Origin of the sequence: Leptolyngbya sp. O-77 (assembly GCF_001548395.1) — a bacterium.
Lineage (GTDB): Bacteria > Cyanobacteriota > Cyanobacteriia > Elainellales > Elainellaceae > Thermoleptolyngbya.
In genome coordinates this window covers 5129796-5148879 of record NZ_AP017367.1, presented here as the reverse complement: position 1 = coordinate 5148879, position 19084 = coordinate 5129796, and the positions used below count along the sequence as shown (strand labels likewise).

The 19084-nt window shown below is 55.9% G+C and carries 20 protein-coding genes; 9 read left to right on the top strand and 11 right to left on the bottom strand.

The genetic code is table 11. The annotated features are described in order from the left end of the window. Positions 1 to 29: 29 nt before the first annotated feature. Positions 30 to 383 carry a hypothetical protein gene (locus O77CONTIG1_RS21785; protein ID WP_068515110.1) on the bottom strand — a complete coding sequence of 118 codons (354 nt, stop codon included), beginning with the start codon at positions 381 to 383 and terminating at the stop codon, positions 30 to 32. 68 nt (positions 384 to 451) lie between these two features. Here O77CONTIG1_RS21785 and O77CONTIG1_RS21780 point away from each other — a divergent pair, with 68 nt between their 5' ends. Together O77CONTIG1_RS21780 and O77CONTIG1_RS21775 are read left to right on the top strand one after the other, a co-directional pair. After that, a complete protein-coding gene (locus O77CONTIG1_RS21780) occupies positions 452 to 1936 on the top strand; it encodes a glutamate synthase subunit beta (RefSeq protein WP_068515107.1) in 1485 nt (494 codons plus the stop codon). A gap of 63 nt (positions 1937 to 1999) precedes the next feature. Continuing rightward, a complete protein-coding gene (locus O77CONTIG1_RS21775; RefSeq protein ID WP_068515104.1) occupies positions 2000 to 2212 on the top strand; it encodes a hypothetical protein in 213 nt (70 codons plus the stop codon). A gap of 135 nt (positions 2213 to 2347) precedes the next feature. On the opposite strand, the gene queG is transcribed toward O77CONTIG1_RS21775, so the two are convergent. From queG to O77CONTIG1_RS21760, 3 genes are all read right to left on the bottom strand, one after another. Continuing rightward, on the bottom strand, positions 2348 to 3301 hold the full coding sequence (gene queG, locus O77CONTIG1_RS21770) for a tRNA epoxyqueuosine(34) reductase QueG (RefSeq protein ID WP_068515101.1): 954 nt from the start codon (positions 3299 to 3301) through the stop codon (positions 2348 to 2350). After that, positions 3298 to 5163, bottom strand: a complete 1866-nt coding sequence (locus O77CONTIG1_RS21765) for a mechanosensitive ion channel family protein (protein ID WP_225894641.1) — start codon at positions 5161 to 5163, stop codon at positions 3298 to 3300. The genes queG and O77CONTIG1_RS21765 overlap by 4 nt, the downstream gene beginning before the upstream one ends. A 115-nt stretch (positions 5164 to 5278) precedes the next feature. Further along, the gene (locus tag O77CONTIG1_RS21760) at positions 5279 to 5914 is read right to left on the bottom strand and encodes an LppP/LprE family lipoprotein (protein WP_068515099.1); all 636 of its coding nucleotides are present in this window, start codon (positions 5912 to 5914) and stop codon (positions 5279 to 5281) included. 173 nt (positions 5915 to 6087) lie between these two features. Between O77CONTIG1_RS21760 and O77CONTIG1_RS21755 the strand changes: the two genes are divergently transcribed. Then, positions 6088 to 6465, top strand: coding sequence for a hypothetical protein (locus O77CONTIG1_RS21755; protein WP_225894640.1), 378 nt, complete (start codon positions 6088 to 6090; stop codon positions 6463 to 6465). A gap of 99 nt (positions 6466 to 6564) precedes the next feature. Here O77CONTIG1_RS21755 and O77CONTIG1_RS21750 read toward each other — a convergent pair whose 3' ends face one another. Both O77CONTIG1_RS21750 and O77CONTIG1_RS21745 read right to left on the bottom strand, forming a co-directional pair. After that, positions 6565 to 7548, bottom strand: coding sequence for a glycosyltransferase (locus O77CONTIG1_RS21750; protein WP_068515093.1), 984 nt, complete (start codon positions 7546 to 7548; stop codon positions 6565 to 6567). A 201-nt stretch (positions 7549 to 7749) separates the two neighbouring features. Then, positions 7750 to 8181: a CAAD domain-containing protein gene (locus O77CONTIG1_RS21745; protein ID WP_068515090.1), complete on the bottom strand. Its 432-nt coding sequence runs from the start codon at positions 8179 to 8181 to the stop codon at positions 7750 to 7752. 576 nt (positions 8182 to 8757) lie between these two features. Between O77CONTIG1_RS21745 and hppD the strand changes: the two genes are divergently transcribed. Then, a complete protein-coding gene (hppD, locus tag O77CONTIG1_RS21740; protein WP_068515086.1) occupies positions 8758 to 9873 on the top strand; it encodes a 4-hydroxyphenylpyruvate dioxygenase in 1116 nt (371 codons plus the stop codon). Between the two features lie 252 nt (positions 9874 to 10125). Here the strand turns inward: hppD and O77CONTIG1_RS21735 are convergent, their stop codons facing one another. The 4 genes from O77CONTIG1_RS21735 to psbV form a co-directional block, all read right to left on the bottom strand. Then, positions 10126 to 10833, bottom strand: a complete 708-nt coding sequence (locus O77CONTIG1_RS21735) for an N-acetylmuramoyl-L-alanine amidase (protein ID WP_068515083.1) — start codon at positions 10831 to 10833, stop codon at positions 10126 to 10128. A 151-nt stretch (positions 10834 to 10984) separates the two neighbouring features. Continuing rightward, on the bottom strand, positions 10985 to 11572 hold the full coding sequence (locus O77CONTIG1_RS21730; protein ID WP_068515080.1) for a DUF924 family protein: 588 nt from the start codon (positions 11570 to 11572) through the stop codon (positions 10985 to 10987). Between the two features lie 79 nt (positions 11573 to 11651). Then, positions 11652 to 12431: a WD40 repeat domain-containing protein gene (locus O77CONTIG1_RS21725; RefSeq protein WP_068515077.1), complete on the bottom strand. Its 780-nt coding sequence runs from the start codon at positions 12429 to 12431 to the stop codon at positions 11652 to 11654. A gap of 382 nt (positions 12432 to 12813) precedes the next feature. Continuing rightward, positions 12814 to 13305, bottom strand: a complete 492-nt coding sequence (gene psbV / locus O77CONTIG1_RS21720; RefSeq protein ID WP_068515074.1) for a photosystem II cytochrome c-550 — start codon at positions 13303 to 13305, stop codon at positions 12814 to 12816. A gap of 512 nt (positions 13306 to 13817) precedes the next feature. Between psbV and O77CONTIG1_RS21715 the strand changes: the two genes are divergently transcribed. The 5 genes from O77CONTIG1_RS21715 (at position 13818) to mutY (ending at position 16860) form a co-directional block, all read left to right on the top strand. Beyond that, the gene (locus O77CONTIG1_RS21715) at positions 13818 to 14189 is read left to right on the top strand and encodes a PleD family two-component system response regulator (RefSeq protein WP_068515072.1); all 372 of its coding nucleotides are present in this window, start codon (positions 13818 to 13820) and stop codon (positions 14187 to 14189) included. Between the two features lie 153 nt (positions 14190 to 14342). Continuing rightward, the gene (locus tag O77CONTIG1_RS21710) at positions 14343 to 14774 is read left to right on the top strand and encodes an NUDIX domain-containing protein (protein WP_068515070.1); all 432 of its coding nucleotides are present in this window, start codon (positions 14343 to 14345) and stop codon (positions 14772 to 14774) included. A 35-nt stretch (positions 14775 to 14809) separates the two neighbouring features. Continuing rightward, a complete protein-coding gene (locus O77CONTIG1_RS21705) occupies positions 14810 to 15199 on the top strand; it encodes a RidA family protein (protein WP_068515068.1) in 390 nt (129 codons plus the stop codon). 128 nt (positions 15200 to 15327) lie between these two features. Beyond that, positions 15328 to 15660, top strand: coding sequence for a DUF760 domain-containing protein (locus O77CONTIG1_RS21700; protein ID WP_068515063.1), 333 nt, complete (start codon positions 15328 to 15330; stop codon positions 15658 to 15660). 120 nt (positions 15661 to 15780) lie between these two features. After that, on the top strand, positions 15781 to 16860 hold the full coding sequence (gene mutY, locus O77CONTIG1_RS21695) for an A/G-specific adenine glycosylase (protein ID WP_068515061.1): 1080 nt from the start codon (positions 15781 to 15783) through the stop codon (positions 16858 to 16860). A 101-nt stretch (positions 16861 to 16961) separates the two neighbouring features. Here the strand turns inward: mutY and nblS are convergent, their stop codons facing one another. Further along, complete coding sequence (gene nblS, locus O77CONTIG1_RS21690; RefSeq protein ID WP_286132458.1) at positions 16962 to 19028, bottom strand: two-component system sensor histidine kinase NblS; 2067 nt, start codon at positions 19026 to 19028, stop codon at positions 16962 to 16964. Positions 19029 to 19084: the final 56 nt, after the last annotated feature.

The window sequence follows — 19084 nt, the reverse complement described above, 5'->3', positions numbered from 1 at the left end:
AGAGTGGGTCTGCGCCTGCTCTGTAACGCTTAAGTGCCGCTGGAGGTCTTGAAAAAGGCAGTAATCAGAGCATTGACGGCCGGACTTAAATTCGCCAGCACGACAACGGAAGCAGTTGCAATGATGATGGTCGTTGCCATACGAACCATGCCATCCGTCCCTTTCTGATAGGTATCGAACTTGTAGTCTAGCTTTTCAACTTGATTCTCCAACCGATCAACCTTGCCTCCAAGCCCTTCGACTTGTTGCTCTAGTTGCTCAAACCGATCGTCAAGCTGCTCAAACTTCTGATTTACGTCATCTCGAAACAGAATGAATTCGTCTCGAAACTGAATCAGGACATCTCGAATATCGCTATTGCTTGGATTATCTGGAACTTGCATGATTTCGTTTCCGCACTGAATCTAGCCTAACTCATCCCTTTAGAGATCTAATTCGTCAAAACACCACCATGGGAAAACCAACCGGCTTTATCGAATTTCTCCGCGAAGCGCCCACCGAACGCGAACCGGGCGATCGCATTCGCGACTGGAACGAGTTTCATAACCCCATGCCGGAGGATCGGCTCCGCACCCAAGGGGCCCGCTGCATGGACTGTGGCATTCCCTTCTGCCACACGGGAATGCTGATCAGCGGCATGGCCAGCGGTTGCCCCATCAACAACCTGATTCCCGAATGGAATGACTTGGTGTATCGCGGGCTGTGGCGCGAAGCGCTCGATCGCCTCCACAAGACCAACAACTTTCCCGAATTCACCGGGCGCGTCTGTCCGGCTCCCTGCGAAGGCTCCTGCGTGCTGGGCATCAACAATCCGCCCGTCACCATCAAAAACATCGAATATTCCATCATCGAAAAGGGCTGGGAAGAAGGCTGGATTACGCCCAAGCCACCTGCCCACCGCACGGGCAAAAAAGTGGCGATCGTCGGGTCCGGCCCGGCTGGACTAGCCGCCGCCGACCAGCTTAACCGCGCTGGCCACTGGGTTACGGTGTTTGAGCGGGCCGATCGCCCCGGTGGGCTGCTGATGTACGGCATCCCCAACATGAAGCTGGATAAGGAAAAGATCGTGCGGCGGCGGCTGGATTTGTTAGAAGCCGAGGGCATCAAGTTTATTTGCAATACGGAAATCGGCAAAGACCTGCCAGCCGAAGCCTTGCTGCGGGATTATGATGCCGTGATTCTTTGCACAGGCGCAACCAAACCGCGCGACCTACCGATCGAAGGGCGGAACCTGAACGGGATTCACTTTGCAATGGAATTTCTCACAGAAAATACCCGCGCCGTTCTCGATAAACAACCTGGAAAAGACTACATTTCCGCAGCCGGAAAGGATGTAGTGATTATCGGTGGCGGGGACACCGGAACCGACTGCGTGGGCACGTCGATTCGCCACGGCTGCAAGAGCCTGGTGCAGCTTGAAATCATGCCTAAACCCCCGCTAGAACGCGCCGCCAACAACCCCTGGCCAGAATGGCCCAAGGTCTACAAGATGGACTATGGGCAAGAAGAGGCGGCAGCCCTGTTTGGGGCAGATCCGCGCACGTACCTCACCACCACAACGAAGTTTGAAGGGGATGAAAATGGGAACGTGAAAGCGATTCACATTACGCAGGTGGAATGGGCCAAGAATGACAAGGGACAGTTCATTCCCCAACCCGTTCCTGGAACAGAAAAAGTGCTGCCCGCTCAACTGGTGCTGTTGGCGATGGGCTTCTTGGGCCCAGAACAGCCGCTGCTGGACTCCCTGGGCATCGAGCGCGACCCCCGCAGCAATATCAAAGCTGCCCACGGTCAGTTCACCACCAGCCTTCCTGGCGTGTTTGCTGCGGGCGACTGTCGCCGGGGACAGAGCCTGATTGTCTGGGCGATCAATGAAGGGCGCGGCGCAGCGCGGGAGTGCGATCGCTACTTGATGGGCAGCACAGATCTGCCGTAAGGGATGAAAAATGCTCATCGTTTCTACCCCTTTCCTTCCAAAACCCCTTACCCCCCGACCCCTATGAACACTCCCTCTCCTCGCACCGTATATCACAACCTCCGGCTGCTGGAACAGGTCAATGCGGCCACCAGCGCTCTCTATCGCCAGTTGGCTCAGGAGGTGATTGCTGATCCGAATGTCGATTTGGTCTGGCGACAGGCGATCGCCAACCGACTCCATCAAGCCAACTACCAGCTTGGGCAAAAGACCGTCAGCAAGGGAGATAGCTATTAGCCCACCGAGGGGAATGAGATAATGGAATAAGGAGATCAGTCCAAGGGGGAAATGATGAGAGCTGTATTCTGTTTCGTTGGGATGCCAGTACTTCAACACGCCGCCCCCCTGTCATCGCCTCTCCCCCTTGCTTCCTCACTCCATCTTCCCCTCGCCACTCGCCGCCCGCGCATTGCGCCGCATCATCTCCGGCTTGATCCGCCGCAGCGCCGAAGCCGTCGTGCGATCGCCCCATTCCTCATCCGAAATCTCCGCTAGCTCTGCCAGCGGCGGGTTGACATGCCAGGGATAAGGCTGAAATTCGTCTACGTCTGTCGGTTGGGCAAAACGCTGATTCCAGGGGCATACGTCCTGACAAATGTCGCAGCCCGCCACCCAGCCATTCAGCTTGGCAGCGATGTCGGCGGGTAGCGCCTCGGCGCGATTTTCGATGGTGTGATAGGCGATGCAGCGGTTGGCATCGACGACAAAGGGTTCCACAATTGCGCCTGTGGGGCACGCCTCGATGCAGCGGGTGCAGGTGCCGCAGTGCTGGGTGTGGGGCGTATCCGCCGCCAGCGGCAGATTCGTCAGCACTTCGCCCAAAAACACCCAGGAGCCATATTCGCGGGTGATCAGGTTGCTGTTTTTGGCAATCCAGCCCAGCCCGGCCCGTTCCGCCCACACCTTATCCTGAATCGGCCCTGTGTCGGCATAAAAGCGCGTCTGGATGCCGTCGCCCTGCGCCTCCAGCCAGCGACACAGCGCCTTCAGCTTTTTGTGCAGGACGCGGTGATAGTCTCGCCCCCAGGCGTAGCGCGAGATTTTGGCAGTGCCAGAAGCGGGCGATCGCTCCAGGTCAACGTAGTAATTGATCGCGACGCAGATGACGGACTGCACCTCTGGCATAATCTGCCGCACGTCCTGCCGCCGGGAATTCGCCATCCACGCCATGTCCGCATGATAGCCCTGTGCTAGCCATCGATTGAGGGCGATCGCCTCTGCTTCGTCTGGAACCGCTGCTATGCCGACCTTGTGAAACCCCAGGCTTAGCGCGGCTTGCTTTACCTGCCCAGCCTGGATGAATTCTGGCGTTGCAGGTGAGGTCATGATGTAGGGCTAGCTTCAGGGCTGGGCTTCTCCAAATTGGCATTGTAGGCAATCCATTGGGGCTTGCCAATTTGAATATGATTCGCTTCAAATGCTTGGCGAACGCGCAGCCGAAATTCGCGGCCAACGCTCCATTGTTCTAGCGGAATTGTCTTAATCCACACGCGCACCAACATCCCTGTATGGTCTAGTTCATCAATGCCTAAAACTTCTGGTGATTCTATCAGGCGATCGCGCCATTTGGGTTCGCGATAGAGTGTTTCAGAAACCTGCTTTAGCACATTGAGAACCTTCACTGGATCATTGTCATAAGCAACTACAATCGAGAAATTGACCCGCGACCAGAGGCGCGTCAAGTTGCAAACATTGGTGATGTTACTGTTTGGAATAGTGATCAGTTGTCCTTCGCCGTTGCGGAGCTGAGTAACGCGCAGATTCAGTCGTTCAACCAGTCCGCTCTTGTCCCCAATTTGCACCACATCTCCAACTGCAAACTGATCTTCGATCAAAATAAGACAGCCGTTGACCAAATCTTTGATCAGGCTTTGAGAGCCGAAGGAAATCGCCAGGCCAATAACTGCGCCACCTGCCAGAATAGAACTCGTCGGAATGTTGAACAGTCCCAGCGTCCAGACGATTCCCACTAAGATCAAAACAAACGTAATTAGCCCCTTCAGGGCTTCAGAAATTGTCTTGGTTCGCAGGGCAATGCGCTGTGTTTCTCCAATGGGCAAAAGTCCATTGATCTTCCAGGAAAATAGAAATCGATCGATTAGGCTTCGGCTAATGCGAATGAGTAAACTAATGCCAAACCAGATCGCCAGCAGAGCGAGAGGAGTTGCCCAAACGTAAACGCTCCATCGCATCAAAAGCGGCACGGTTGACATAATTCTGGCAATGCCGACATACCATATCAAAACGAAAATCCAAAACAGTGCCCACTTCAGGAACTTGTCAACATCGAGTTGCCGTTTGACGCTGAACTGAGCCTGCAAAGTTTCTAAAAAATGCGATCGCATTTCTGCGATTTCTCGCGCTTCTGATTCTTCTCCGTCTAGCAATTCGGATGAGGCATTTGTGACTGTTGATTCGTTACGCTGATGAGGTTTTTCTGCGTTGGCGATCGCCGCAAGCTGTTCCTCATAGCGGGCTTCTAACGTCCGCTGGCGGCGAGTCAAAAGTCGCTGCAAAAACCAGATGATGCCACTTGCCAAAAGCAGCCCCACCAAAAGCCGAAATGCCTGCCGAAGGCGCTGCCAAATAATGTCTTTTGAGGTGAGTTGCTTAAAGCGAACCATCTCGTCTTGCAGAATGTCCCGCCATTCTTCTGCCAGCTCATCCAGGGGTTTGCCATTCCAATCAGAGTCAGGTTCCGTGACGGTGACTAAGCGAATGGGGCGTGTGGTTTGGTCGTCGCTGATTTGCAAAACAGGACGATTATTGAGAATGGCAATCGTCACTTGGGGCGTGTCTTTGGCATTGATCGCTCGATTCAGCACGCGCCACAGTCGCGCATTCACCTCCTGCGCTCGCACTTCCACAGGCAGTCGATTTTCCGGCACCTCCGCCCGATTAAAGATCGTGGGCGACGTGACCTCAAAGAGCATCTTATTGTCCAGCGGAGAGCGAATAGACGCAGTTTCGTATTCTCCGTGGCGGCTCACTTCGGACGGCGGGCTAAAGGATGCATCGCCCGTTGGCAAGGACGGCAGTTGCCCCAGGGCGGGCAGAGTGCCGCTTGAAAGCTCCCCGGCGATCGCCAGCCCACAAGCTAGCAGGCTGATCAGCACAAACCGGAGAGCCGTTTGGGCAAAGCGAAAAGCAAAAAACTGGCGCATAAACTGGCGCATAAACTGGCGCATAAACTGGCACAAGACCTGATAAAAACCCCCAATCGCAGCGCGGTCTGCTGCCCCACTCCTACCCAAATAAGTTCAGGGCTGGGGAGCATCTGAACTGGAGAATCGGGTCTGACTGCTATTGTGCATCCGGACTGGAGAAGGTCGCGGCTGGCAGCTCAGGCACCAGCACGACGGCATCCCCTTCGGTTTGAATTTCGTAGAAAACTCGGCTCTCTCCCGAAGCGCAGCAGAGCGCATCCTCCGGTTCATAGCGGTTAAACCGAGCGCTCAACTCGTCCGGTTGATACAGATCCACGCTGAACACGCTGCCGTCGGTGCGAGAATCCATCACATTGGGCGATATCGTGCCGACAAAAGCCCCCTTGCTGAACACGAATACTTGATAACTCAGCGGGCGGCACATCCCGTCAGCGTTTGCCATGCCGGTAATGATAGTTGTGTCGTTAAAAATCTGGACGGCTCCGGTCAGCGTCCAGCCCGCAGACTCTACTAGGGCATCTTCGGGCAGGGTCGCCTGACGAAAGGTGCGCTCACAATATTCCAGGTTGCTGCCGCCTTCTGGCTGAGGGGCGGCGGGAATGGCAGCACCGGGCTGGTTCCAGTTGGGGGTGTTTTCGTCGAGCCAGGCGCTAGCGGAGCTGGGTGGCGGGGTTTGGGCGACTCGCGAAGCGATCCCTGCGGGAATCGCCCCCGACAGCCCGGCCACCCAAACCAGAAATGCAGCGCTAAGAAGGGAAGTAGAACGACGCATAGGGTTGATTTTTGGACAAAAATTTCTAAAGGAAGTTTGAACAGAACTCTAGCGGGGATCTGACGGAAATTTGCAAAGAAATAGAATACAAGTAGTTATACCAGAGGAACCACAGAGCAAATCGAACCGCCTAGCGACTCAATCTCCAAAGCAGACAACTAGACCCGATGCCCGTGCAATCCTCTGACTACCAACCTCAAGCGAGCGATACGAGCCTTGCCCCAGACCAGTTTCGGTTCAAACTGCTGCGCCAACAGTCTGCGGCCAGTCGCCTGGAAATGGCAGCCGCGCTGCAACGGAGTGCCCGTGAGCTGTCATGGGTCAGCCTCCAGCAGCAGCTTCCATCCTTGTCTCTCCAGGCGTTTGCTGAAAAAGTGGCGACCTTTACTTTGCGTCTCCAGTACTTTGCGTCTCCAGAAGATTTGATTTTGAGCAAGCTGCAATGGCGGCAATTTAGCCAGTCAGAGCAGCAGTGGCGAGACATTTTAGGAATCTTGAAAACCCAAATGGATCAGCTTGACATCGCCTACTTGCAAAACTGGTCTATCTAATTGGGGGTTGCGGCTGATCTAGAACGCGCATTCCAGGAATCGGGTTTGGCTTAGGGAATTGAGTTTAAGAGATAAGGGTTAAGACAGACAATCGCAGCATTATTTATATTCAATCAGCGCGTTGCGGCGACCGAGCAGGCGATTGACGTGAAATTGCAGCACGCCCGCCAGCCCCGGAAACTTGCCCAGCACGCAAGATATGGCGTAGGGCAGCGCGTCGGAGGCTTTGTAGCCCTGCTGTTTGAAATAGCGATAGATGCGATAAATCGTGACGGGATAACCCAGCAGCAGCAGCAGGCTGAAGCCTTGGGTGAATGGGGCGAGGGCGATCGCCCCCAGGGGAATTCCCAATCCCCAAAGCCAGATACTCCGGGTTTCCTTCACCCAGTGGCGCTCCGGCGGGGCCCCGTGCAGCCAGGAGCCTTCGGCGTAGGCGTGGCCGGCCCGCTTCGTGCGCTTCCACCACTGAGCAAAGCGCGTCATATTCGCATCGTGTAGCGTCATCTCGGCATCCAGCCGAAAGATCTTCCAGCCCTGCTGCCGCAAGCGCACACACAGTTCCGGCTCCTCGCCTGCGATCAGCGTGGGGTTATAGCCGCCCACCTGCTGCACCGCCGCCACCCGCATCAGCGCATCGCCGCCACACGCCTTCGCCTCGCCCACGGGCGTATTCCACTCGATGTCGCACAGGCGGTTATAGAGCGTCGCGTCGGGAAAGCGCTCCCGCCGCCGCCCGCACACCACGGCCCAGTCGGGATGGTCATGCAGGGCCTGGGTGGCCTGTTCTATCCAACCGGAGACAATTTCGCAGTCGCCATCGACAAACTGCACAAATTCCGCTTGAGGAAGCAGTTCTAGCAGTCGGGCAAACCCAGCATTGCGGGCGCGGGCCGCGGTGAAGGGAATCGACAGATCCAGCGCGACCACCTCCGCACCGAGCGATCGCGCTAGTTCCACGCTGCCATCCGTCGAGCCAGAATCGACATAAACGACTTGCGCTGCCAGCCCCACAACTGATGAGAGGCACTGCCGCAGGCGATCGCCCTCGTTGCGCCCAATTGCAACAACTCCTACACTGTTCATCGAGTTGCCCTCTGTAGGATCTCTTCGTGCCCTTTCGGTGCCGTTCTAGCGCCCTTCTAGGGCCCTTCTAGCGTCCTTTTAGTGCCCCTTTACATTGGGCAAGCGCTGCTATACGGACACTTCCATCGCTAGATTACCCAGTTTCTGGGGCAACCCCGCAATGAGATAACGCTTCAAGACAACTCAATCCCTAGCCAAGCCCTAAAGCGGCGGGTTATTGCGATGCCCCAGCACTTGCGACTTCAGCTCGTTGAAATCGTTGACCAGTTCCTTCCGATTTGAGGCCCGCAGCAGATAGCGATAGACAAACCACGCCGTATAGCCCAGCCCAATCAGCTCGAAGGTCGGGGCTAGCAGGGGAATATCGTTGACCGACCGCAGGATCGCCAGCACCAGCCGCACCGCAATCAGCGCTGCTAGCAGCAGACCAATGGTGACAAAGGGGCTTTTGTATTGCCCAAAAAACTCAGATAGATACTTGGGCAGGTCGGCAACAAATTCTGTTGCTTTATCCACGTACTCACGCCACTCTTCGCCCGTGTTTTCCTCGGTGCCGAAGGAAGTCAGCTTTCCCGTGTCCTCGGCGTTGATAAAGTCAGGGGTGTTAATTTCGTTTTTGACTTCAGGTTCCATAACCGTTCCTTATTACAACAACAATCGGGTGACAGCAATCTGAGGTTTCGCGATTGGATACTGTTGAATCGTATGAATCGTGTTCAGGTCGGACAGCACTTGCCAAGATGATAGTCTAACGAACTGCTGTCCTCTGGCAACAACTATTTGTAACTACTCTTGTAACTACTCCTATACCTCTCGCCCTGCGATCTCCGTTTGGAACGACAGAAACCTTGCAGGAAAAGACATTTAGATTTTTTCAAAAAAATTCTTACCTTTAGATTCCATTCGACACTAAAGCAGACCTTGAGAAAATGCAAGACTACCCTCCTGTCTTGTCGAACAACCTGAGTCTTGCAGGACAAGCGCAAGAGAGGAAGGGCAGTTGGCGATCAAAGAGTTGACGAGTTGACAAATCTTTAGTTGACAAATCTTTAACTTGGGACGGCGACTCCCATGCTTCCTCATGCTCTTGTTCTCAGGCTTCTCCGTATTTGGGGTCGTCTCCCTCGCTGCATTTTAGACAGACACGCGATAAGCTGAGGGCGTTTGGTGTGGGTGTGTTTGGGTTGCATTTTGGTAGGCAGGCTGACGATGGACATTCAGCATATTCACTTTTATGTGGACCATGCGGGGGAATGGCGCGAGTGGTTGATCGAGCGGTTGGGCTTTTTGCCTGTGGCGACGGCCCGCAGCCGCGAAACCTGGACAGAAATCGTGCGCTGTGGAGGGGTGTGGATAGCGGTATCCTCAGCCCGAACCCGCAGTAGCCCAGTGGCGCGTTATCTCGATCGGCACCCGCCGGGAGTCGCGGACTTGGCATTTAGTGTGAGCAATGTGGCGGCGGTCATGAACCAGGCGATCGCCGCTGGGGCAACCGTGTTGCAGCCCGTTGTAGCAGAAGACTTGCTCAACGGAACCCTGCGTTGGGGGGCGATCGCCGGATGGCCAGACCTGCGCCACACGCTGCTGGAATGGTCGGGACAAGCGGCAGTCCCCCTGTGGGCCACCTTGCCCGATTTAGAAACGCTGGACTTTTGGGAGCCGGGAGCCATGTCGCCTCACTGCGCTGGTTTTTTTGAACAGATCGACCATGCAGTGCTGAATGTGGCAGCAGGCGACCTAGAGCCAGCCACCGTCTGGTATGAACAGGTGCTAGGGCTGCGACGACAGCAGGGCTTCACCATTCAGACCGAGCGTTCTGGGCTGTGCAGCCGCGTGTTGGGGCATCCTGGCGGCACGGTGCAACTGCCAATTAATGAACCCGCCTCGCCCAACTCTCAAATTCAGGAGTTTCTCGATATCAACCAGGGTGCAGGGATTCAGCACGTTGCGCTGCGGACGCGGGATGCCCTGGGGGCGATCGCCCAGTTGCGCCAGCGCGGGGTCGAGTTTCTCGATGTGCCGCCAGAATACTACGCCCAACTGCGGCAGCGTGAGGGCTTTTCGCTGTCGGAGGAGGCCTGGCGGGCGATCGCCCAGCAGCAAATCCTGGTTGATTGGGCCGCCCACGAACCGAACGCCATGCTGCTCCAGGCATTTACCCAGCCCATCTTTCCACAGCCAACCTTCTTCCTAGAGGTGATCGAACGCCGCGCCTACTGGGCCGGTCAGCAGCAGCGCCTCCCCGACGGCTTTGGCGAGGGCAATTTTCAAGCCCTGTTTCGCGCAATGGAGCGAGAGCAGCAGAAGCGGGGGAGTTTGGGGTAAAGAGAGGCGATGCAGGATTGCAGGGTTGGGGAGAGAGGCATCCCTCTGCATTGGTGTATTGATGTTGCGGCCCCAACCCGATCGCAGCCGTAACTCAGGGCACAGGTTTGATAGGAAGTGTTATACAGGACGGGGAACCAGAAGGACGAGGAACCGGAGTGATGCGGATTTTGGATTTTGGATTATCGGGCAAACCGCTGCGGGGCTTCTCGATAGCCTTAAAAATACAGGAGCCTAAAGCAGCGCCAGTTCCTAGAAATTTCGCATCACCCACTGCTGAAACTCTGGGTCTGTCCCAAAAATTAGGCTGGGGCACTGGGTCGGCCGCACGCTGCGATGGGTCACGATATTTGCCTTAGGAATCCCATAGGCATCCAGTAAATACCGAATCAGCGTAATGCTGGCCTTTTCTTGGGCAGGCGTAAAGCCCTTTTGTGCAGGCGTGGCTTCGTGTTCAATGCCGATCGAGCGATCATTCACATCCTTATTGCCTGCATGAAAGGCGCAGTAGTCGTCCTGCACCATCTGGATAATTTCGCCAGAGCGGTCGATGATGTAGTGCGCCGACACCTGCGAGGTCGAGCTTTGGAAGGTGTTGATGGCGCTTTGCACCGGAGCCACCGTGTTGTGAAACACAATGCTGTTAATCTTGAACCCTTCGCGGCGAGCGCGATAGTTGGACGGGTGCGCCGGAATAAACGTCACCTGGGGTTTAGGCATTCCGCCAGAGCCGCCGCCTTCGTGGCCGGTTCCTGGCTTGGGCTGGGGTTCTGGCCCGGGCACGCCGACCGCCACCACCATGCCCCCCGGCGCGTCGGCTCGCTTAAACCATTCGTGCATGGGGCGAATGTTGAGTTCCTTTTCGCCATTGGCGCGGGGCTTTTTGAAAATTCGCTCCAGATAGTAGCCACCTTCCATCAGATAAATGGCAGAGTCGGTTTCTTTGATCCAGGTTGCCATGCGGGTCGTCTCCTAGCGTTGCACCGATTTTAGATTTTGGATTTTGGATTTTTCGTTCTTCCTTCTTCGCTCTTCATTCTTCCTTCTTCGTTCTTCCTTCAAATCCAAAATCGAGAATTAACATAGTCTGCCTAGAGTGACAATAGTCTGGCTAGAATGACGAACCGGGCTGCTTGAGAAATTCGACTTCTTCTGGCGTGGAGCGTCGCCCCAGAATGTGATTGCGATGGGGAAAGCGGCCGAAGCGCTGGATGATGTCGCGGTGGCGCAAAGCATAGTCATAGGGGTCGTGGAGTTCGGGGGCGATCGCCGCTAGCTTTTGCATCAAGTCTACACACTGCTGCTGGTGCGCCAGGTTTTCGCTATGTTCCAGCGGTAGGTAGAGAAACAGCCGCTCCAGCGGATTCAGCGCCTGATCCAGCCCACGGGCGATCGCCCCCTGGCTCACCGCCAGTGCCTTTGCGTCCGTGGCAAAGGCTTTGGGCGTGTTGCGAAAGATATTACGCGGAATCTGATCTAGCAGTAGCACCAGCGCCAGACAGGAACGCGGTTCCCCCTGCCACTCGTCCAGGTCGCCCCTGGCGGCCTGCTCATAGAGCGCCAGGAAGCGATCGCGCATCTGTTCGTCTGTTTTGTTTTTTTTGGTAAACCACAGCTTGCGACGCTGCTCGTAGCTGCGGTCTGTCGCGTCGGGCGCACCAAACCAAAAGTCTAGAAGGCTGCTGGGTGAAGGAGGCATATCTGTCTTGGGTCAAGGGGAACGGGTTTCAAGCGTTTTGGAACACGGTAGGGCGATCGCCACCGAAGGAACGTCTACATCAGGTAGGGTCTGCCTTGAGCGACGCGGGCAGTTCCCAAATCCGAGCGGTGCCGTCTGCCCCGGCGGAGGCTAGCCATTTGCCATCGGGACGAAAGCTAACACTCCAGACTGCACGGCGATGTCCCTCAAAGGTTTCCACAAGTCCACCATTCAGGTTCCAGAAGCGAACCGCGCCATCGGTGCTGGCGGTGGCGAGATGCGCTTGATCTGGGCTAAAGGCAACGTCCCACACGGCGCGTCGATTGTCCCCAAAGATGGCGAGCGATCGCCCTAGTCCCTCTTCGGTCGGAGTCGCTGACCACGGCGCAGGCAGGTTCAAACTGGGCAATGGTGTAGCAGGCGCAGCAACAGGACGCGCCAAATCTGCTAGCGTCAGGCGATCGCCCGGTTGATCTGGCGATTTATCTGGTGGTTTACCTGGTGGCTTACCTGGTGGTTTACCTGACTGTTTGCCCGGCTTAATCGAGTCGCCCACTGGCGAGAGGTTAGGGGGCAACCAGACTTGAAACAACTGCTGCCAGCGATCGCCCGCCTCGTTCCAGAAAGTATCGGCCGCCTCCATCAACCCCTGATTCCTGGCGATCTCCCGATTGCTCTCCGGAATCATCAGCATTGAGGCGGCTGGCAATTGTGGCTCTAGCATCCGCAGAGAACCCCAACCCTCGACTAGTGAAACGGTATTGCCATAGAACAACCAGCCGCCCAATAGCCAAGCGCCCAGGACGACCGAAACCTGCACCGCCCGCCAGCGTCGTCGGTTGGAACCCAAACCGCTCATCTAGCGAAGGGCGATCGCGCCGCCGAGGTCATCTGTAAAACCATGACACGCCTAACCAGAACAAGCCTGACTATACTGGCTGCTCCGTCCGAAAATAACGATCGCTCGACTACATCTTTTGTCATCGCGCTTCACCCCTGCACATCCGATTGATGGAGTAAAGAAGCAGAAGACAAAAGGCAAAAGAAGGGGCAGGGTAGTTTTTATAGCGAAACGGGCCTTGACCGCTCTAAGCGCTGTCAAAACCCGCTGCTCAAAAAGAATATATGTCTTACGGACGTTCGCACTGGGTGCAAACAAACTGAGCACAGATAAATGCCGCACAGACAACTGCTGCCCTAACCTGTGAAACTCAACCGAGTAGACATCAGCCGCGTAGAGATTAATAGTAAATCTTACCGCCGCCCCACTTGGCTCCCACCACCTTAGGCTGAATTAGGATGTGTCCTGCAATCACCTTCAGGTCATCTTGGGTCAGGTTCCGCATCTTGGGGAAGATGTCGGTACTCTTGGTGCTGGGGTGCAGTTCCGAAATTTCGGTCTGTCCATCATAGGTGGTGGGATTGTTCATATAATCCACCAGAGCTTCGATGTTGGTGCGCGGGGGTGTCGCCAGCGCCAGGGTTTCGGGATCTAGCCCTACGTTAGGGTCGGTTTTGGTGATGCCGCCGACGTGACACTGACCACAGGCATAGTTAAACAGGCGTTTGCCGTCTGCAACCTGCTTTTGCGTGAGTGTAATCGTGTCTCCTGCCGCATTGAGAGGCACGGTGCGCGTCGCAGCGTCGAGTTCAGCGGCGATCGCAGCCCCACCGACAACCTGGAAGATAAAAAGGGCTATCCCTACAACTAGCCAGACGTATCTCTTAAGCACAGAAATCGTTCTCCTTCCATCCAAGAACATCAATATAAATTGAGGCAGCTACCGACCGGCCCCATCCTGACCCAGTGTGATGGCTAGTCCGCGATGGCTAAGCATAAACCCTGGACAGGACAGAACTGCAACCTGGTGAAACTGCCAAAAATGGCTCAGATACCTGCAAATTAAATTGAATTCAGATATCGGCAGCTCAACACAGCATCCGGCAACCTGACCCAACTCTTCTCGCCCCACCACAGGGTTTTCCAGCCGCAGCCTTAAATGAGAGGAATTGTTAAGGTATGTCAGGCAATCCTAATTCTTTATCATGCCATCGATTGAGACTCTTTATGAAGGGACTCTGGAGATTGTGGCGAGATTCTGGAAGGATTGTGTGGAGCAATTTTCTAGGGCGATCGCCCTAGGGTTGCATCAGTCCTGCCTTCTCTAAGCGAGAATGGGAATACTCCTGAAGGGATTTGCGATTTGTCCAGCCCCCATCCAGCAAGCCGGAGTCAAGACAAACCATGAGAACCGTGTTGATTGTGGACGACAGCCAAACGTTGCGGCAAATGCTTTTGGAATTGCTTCAGGGCAACGGAATGCAGGTCATGGAGGCTACCAACGGCATTGAAGCCAAGGCAATGATCCAATCCAACGCACCGGATCTGGTCATCACTGACCTGATCATGCCGGAGATGAATGGCTACGAGCTTTGTCGCTGGATCAAAAACGACCCCGCCGCTCAAAAAATTCCCGTCCTCATCTGCTCGACTAAAAGCGAAGAATTTGACCGCTACTGGGGCATGAAGCAGGGCGCAGATGCCTACATCACTAAGCCTTTTCACCCGCCAGAGTTGCTCAAGACCGTCAGGCAACTGCTCCAGGGCCACCGCTAGATATTGCCAATTGCTAGTTGAAACCATCACCGCCGCCCGACACAATAAATTTTGCTCACGTTAAATTGCATCAGGGTATTCGGACGCGCCAAAAGGGTCTATGCTGCTTAGCAAGTCTGGTGCTGTCTATACATTCCTCAAAGACATAGACCTGTGAGCTACAGGAATCCCGTTCCCACCGTAGATATCATCATTGAACTCATGGATCGGCCCTACCGACCCATTGTGCTAATCGAACGGCTAAACCCGCCCTTTGGCTGGGCCCTGCCGGGGGGCTTTGTGGACTATGGCGAGTCGGTAGAGGATGCTGCGGAGCGCGAGGCCGCTGAGGAAACCGGGCTGCAAGTCAAGCTGACGGAGCAGTTTCAAGTGTATTCTGACCCACAGCGCGACCCCCGGCTCCACACTCTCAGCGTCGTGTTTCTGGCAACGGCCAAGGGCAACCCCTTTGCAGGCGACGATGCCAAAAATCTGGGCGTGTTTGAGATTTGGGACTTACCCAGCAATTTGTGCTTTGACCATGACCGGATCTTGCGAGATTATCGCTATTTTCGGGAGCATGGGCTGCGGCCAAAGTTGGGATAGCGCTTGGGATCAATCTAAGGTGAGGAGGATATGGTATGCGGGAAGTGATTCGGACAGAGGCGGCTCCGGCTCCGGTGGGGCCCTATAGTCAGGCGATCGCCGCTCAGGGGCGACTGGTGTTTGTCGCAGGGCAGATTCCCCTGCATCCCGAAACGGGGGCGATCGTGGGCGAAGAGGTGTCTACCCAGACGGAGCAAGTGCTGGCAAATCTGGAGGCGATTTTGAAGGCAGCGGGCGCGACGTTTGCCGATGTGGTCAAGACGACGGTTTTCCTAGCTGATATGAATGACTTTGGGGCTATGAATAGCGTGTATACTCGCGTCTTTGACGAGGCGACGGCTCCGGCGCGGGCCTGCGTGGAGGTAGCGCGGCTGCCCAAGGATGTGCGCGTAGAAATCGAGTGTATTGCGGTTGTGAATCCCTGAACAAAGCTAAAAAGTCGGGGTAAATTCGCGCAATTGACACTTGGCGGTTCGGTTCACCCACCTCCCCCAACCCCAACAGGATTGTTACAGTATTAATCAATAACCACTGTCTGAGCGAGGTTACTGCTGTGAACAATGCGTCTAACAAAATCTCAGAGCTGTTTGGCGATGGTGCAGAATCGGGAAATCTGCTCTGGCAGTATGTTCAATCCATGAGTCCTGAGACGGTCGCTCAACTCTCCAAGCCTGGGTCTCAGGAAGTGTTTCAGGTCATGGAGCGCAATATCATTGGACTGCTAGGTGGCTTACCCTCTGAGCATTTTGATGTGTCGATTACGACCAGCCGCGAGAACTTGGGTCGCTTGCTGGCCTCAGCAATGATGAGCGGCTACTTTCTCCGCAACGCCGAGCAGCGCATGGCGTTTGAGCGATCGCTCCAAGATGTGCCCGAAGTCGGCTAGGTGCGTCTGTGAGTCTGCTTGTGAGTCAAGGTTCGGATTTTAACTCCTGTTTTTGGGATTTTAGCTCGGTCGATCTGGTAGGTCGATCGAGCTTTCACTTTGCGACGGCGGGTGACAGAAATGCTGATCGTTGGGGATATTGCAGAACTGCGGCGATCGCTCTTGATTTGGTACGCCGACCACGCCCGCGAGCTGCCCTGGCGACACAGCCGCGACCCCTATGCCATCTGGATTTCGGAGATCATGCTCCAGCAAACCCAGGTAAAAACGGTAATCCCCTACTACGAGCGCTGGCTGACGCAGTTTCCCACTGTGACTGCCCTAGCCGCCGCCGAGCAAACCCAAGTCCTCAAAGCCTGGGAAGGGCTAGGCTACTACGCTCGCGCCCGCAATCTGCATCGTGCTGCCCAGGTGATCGTCGAGCAACACGGCGGCCAGTTTCCCGCTGACCTGGCCACGGCGCTTACCCTCCCCGGCATTGGGCGCACCACCGCTGGGGGCATCCTCAGTGTCGCATTTAACCAACCCGTGCCCATTTTGGATGGTAATGTGAAGCGAGTGCTGGCGCGGCTGCTGGCGCTGGCAGTGCCGCCTGGTCGCGCTCTGGCTGCACTCTGGCAAGCGTCGGAAGCCATCCTCGATCCGCAGCGTCCACGAGATTTTAACCAAGCGCTCATGGATCTGGGCGCGACCTGCTGCACCCCGCGCAACCCCGCTTGCCTGCGCTGCCCCTGGCAACCCTACTGTCTTGCCCATCAGCGAAACATGCAGAACGAATTGCCCATTGCCGAAACTCGCGCCCCGCTGCCCCACAAGCAAATCGGCGTGGCCGTCATCTGGAACGAGCAGGGACACATCCTGATCGATCGGCGCAAGCCCGAAGGACTGCTAGGCGGGCTGTGGGAATTTCCGGGCGGCAAGATCGAGCCGGGCGAAACGGTGCAAGACTGTATCCGCCGCGAAATTCGGGAAGAATTGGGCATTGAAATTGAAGTGGGCGATCGCCTAATGGTTATCGACCACGCCTACACCCATTTCCGCGTCACGCTGAATGTCTATCACTGCCGCCACCTCAGTGGCCACCCCCAGCCCATCGAATGCGACGAGGTGCGCTGGGTGACAGCGGCAGAGCTAGACCAGTTTCCCTTTCCCAAGGCCAACCTGCAAATTATCGAGGCAATTCGAGCAGCAAACGCTTAGGAGTCTGAATTTCTGGCGGAAATTGCAGCAGGAAGGGGCGATCCACTCGGAGTAGAGTTTCTTCCGTGCCCTGCCTATCCTAAATCACTTCGCTACCTGAATCATTTCGCCACCTGTGGTTCTAGCGACTGGGTGGCAGTAGAATCAATGGTCTTGCCATTATTCAGCGCCCCATCCAGCAGCGGCGTGTCCTTCTGGAACACGGGCAGATCGAACCAGAAGGTTGTCCCCACGCCGACTTCGCTCACCAGATGCACGCGGCTATGGTGCTTTTCGATGATATTCCGCACGATGGACAGCCCCAGACCTGTGCCCTCCAGCGTGTGAACCCGGTTCTCCACCCGGAAGAAGCGATCGAAGATGCAGGACTGATCTTCAGCGTCGATGCCAATGCCCGTATCCGACACCTCCACACGCACGCAGGTTGCCAAGTGGGGATGCTCCGGTTCGCAGCCCATCGCGTAGGCGCGAACTGCGATGCGCCCGCCGGCCTGGGTAAATTTCAGCGCGTTGCCCAGCAGGTTATTCAGCACTTGCAGCAACAGGTCATAGTTGCCTAGCACCGTCGGCAGGTGTGGCTCCACATCCTGCACCAGTTCGATTGCCTTGTCGCGGGCGTTGAGCTGATGGGTGCGGAGGGTCTGCTCGATGGGCTGCGTCAGGTCGATCGCCTCGAAGTGATAGCGCTTGCTAGACTCCAGACGCGATAGATCCAGCACGTCGTTGACCAGGCGCGTCAGGCGATCGGTTTCCCGGTTTGCCGTTTCCAGGAATTCCCGCTTCTCGTCGTTGCTTAGGTCTTCGCCATACTCATGCAGCGTTTCGATGAACGACTTGATGTTAAACAGCGGGGTTCGCAATTCGTGCGATACGTTGCTGATGAACTGGCTTTTGGCTTCGTTTAGCTCCACCTCGCGGGTGATGTCCTGCACCGTGATGGCGATGCCTTTCACATTTTCGCGGGACTGATCCAGCACCGTATTCAGCAGCACCCGCAGCGTCCGGTTGACGGGTTCTGGCACGGCGATGGTGAACTCTGATTCAGCGCGATCGCGCAGCATGTCTGACGATAGCCCTTCCTGCGTAATCTCTTGCAGCGGCTGGCTGAGGGCTGCTTTGACTGGCTCCGGCAGGAGGTTTAGCACGGGCTGCCCCAGCAAATCCGGCGTGTTGTCCCAGCCAAACAGGCGGCGTGCCGTGGGGTTCACCAAAATCACATCCATATCGGAATCGAGCAGCACCGCCCCATCGGCAATCGTAGACACCAGCGTTTCCAGCTTGGCCTTTTCAGCGGTCAGTTCTTCGATGTTTTGCTCTTCGTAGCGCTCCAGCCGCTCCGCCATTTCGTTGAAGTTCAGAATCAGTTCGCCCAGTTCTCCGCCAAAGGGCAGGTCGATGCGCTGCTTAAAATTCCCGGCGGCAATGTTTTTCACACCCACCAGCAGTTCCTTGATTGGCTTGGTGATTTGCAGCGCGTTAAACACCGCCCCCAAGATCACCATCACCCAGATGGACACGAAAACGGCAATTGTCACGTCTCGCGTCAGGTGAGAGGACGTGACCACGGTGGGGTTCGGGTTTGTGCCAATGGCTAAAACGCCCAGATACTTGCCGTTGTAGTTCAGCGGCACGAAGACATCCGTCACTTCTCCATCCGGCGTGAGGTGTTGGCGCACCATCGGATATTCCAGCGCCGGGTTAAAGTTTTCGGGAAGCTGCATCCGGCGACGGATGGTGAGCGAGTTTTGCACCTCGGACTGGGAATAGGGGATGCCGAAGAAAATTTCGCCATCGGCATCGGCGTAGAGCATGTAGCGGACGCTGGAGGTGCTGCTGTAGAAGCGCTGGGAGAAACGAGCCAGTTCCGTCAGGTTGTTTTCGCCCACCAGCGGCGCGACGTTGGCCGACAGCAACAAGCCCAGGTCGCTGCCAAAGCGCGTGTCGTTGAGCCGCGCATCCTGCTGGATCGAGTTCACGGCCCAAAAGGTCAGCCCGCTCATCAGCAGCGACACCATCAGCGTGCCGATCGCCATTAGCTTGGTCTGGAGCGTAAATTCCAACCACCAGCGGCGAATGATGTCTTGGAGTTGCTTTAGCAGATTTAGCAAAGCCGCACTATCTACCCAGAATGCAAGATGAGCAAGGATTCTAACAGTACCAGGAGCCATGATGCGCCCTGGTAGCTTGCCAAAAATGTGTTCTTTTTATCATACAACCGTCTTCA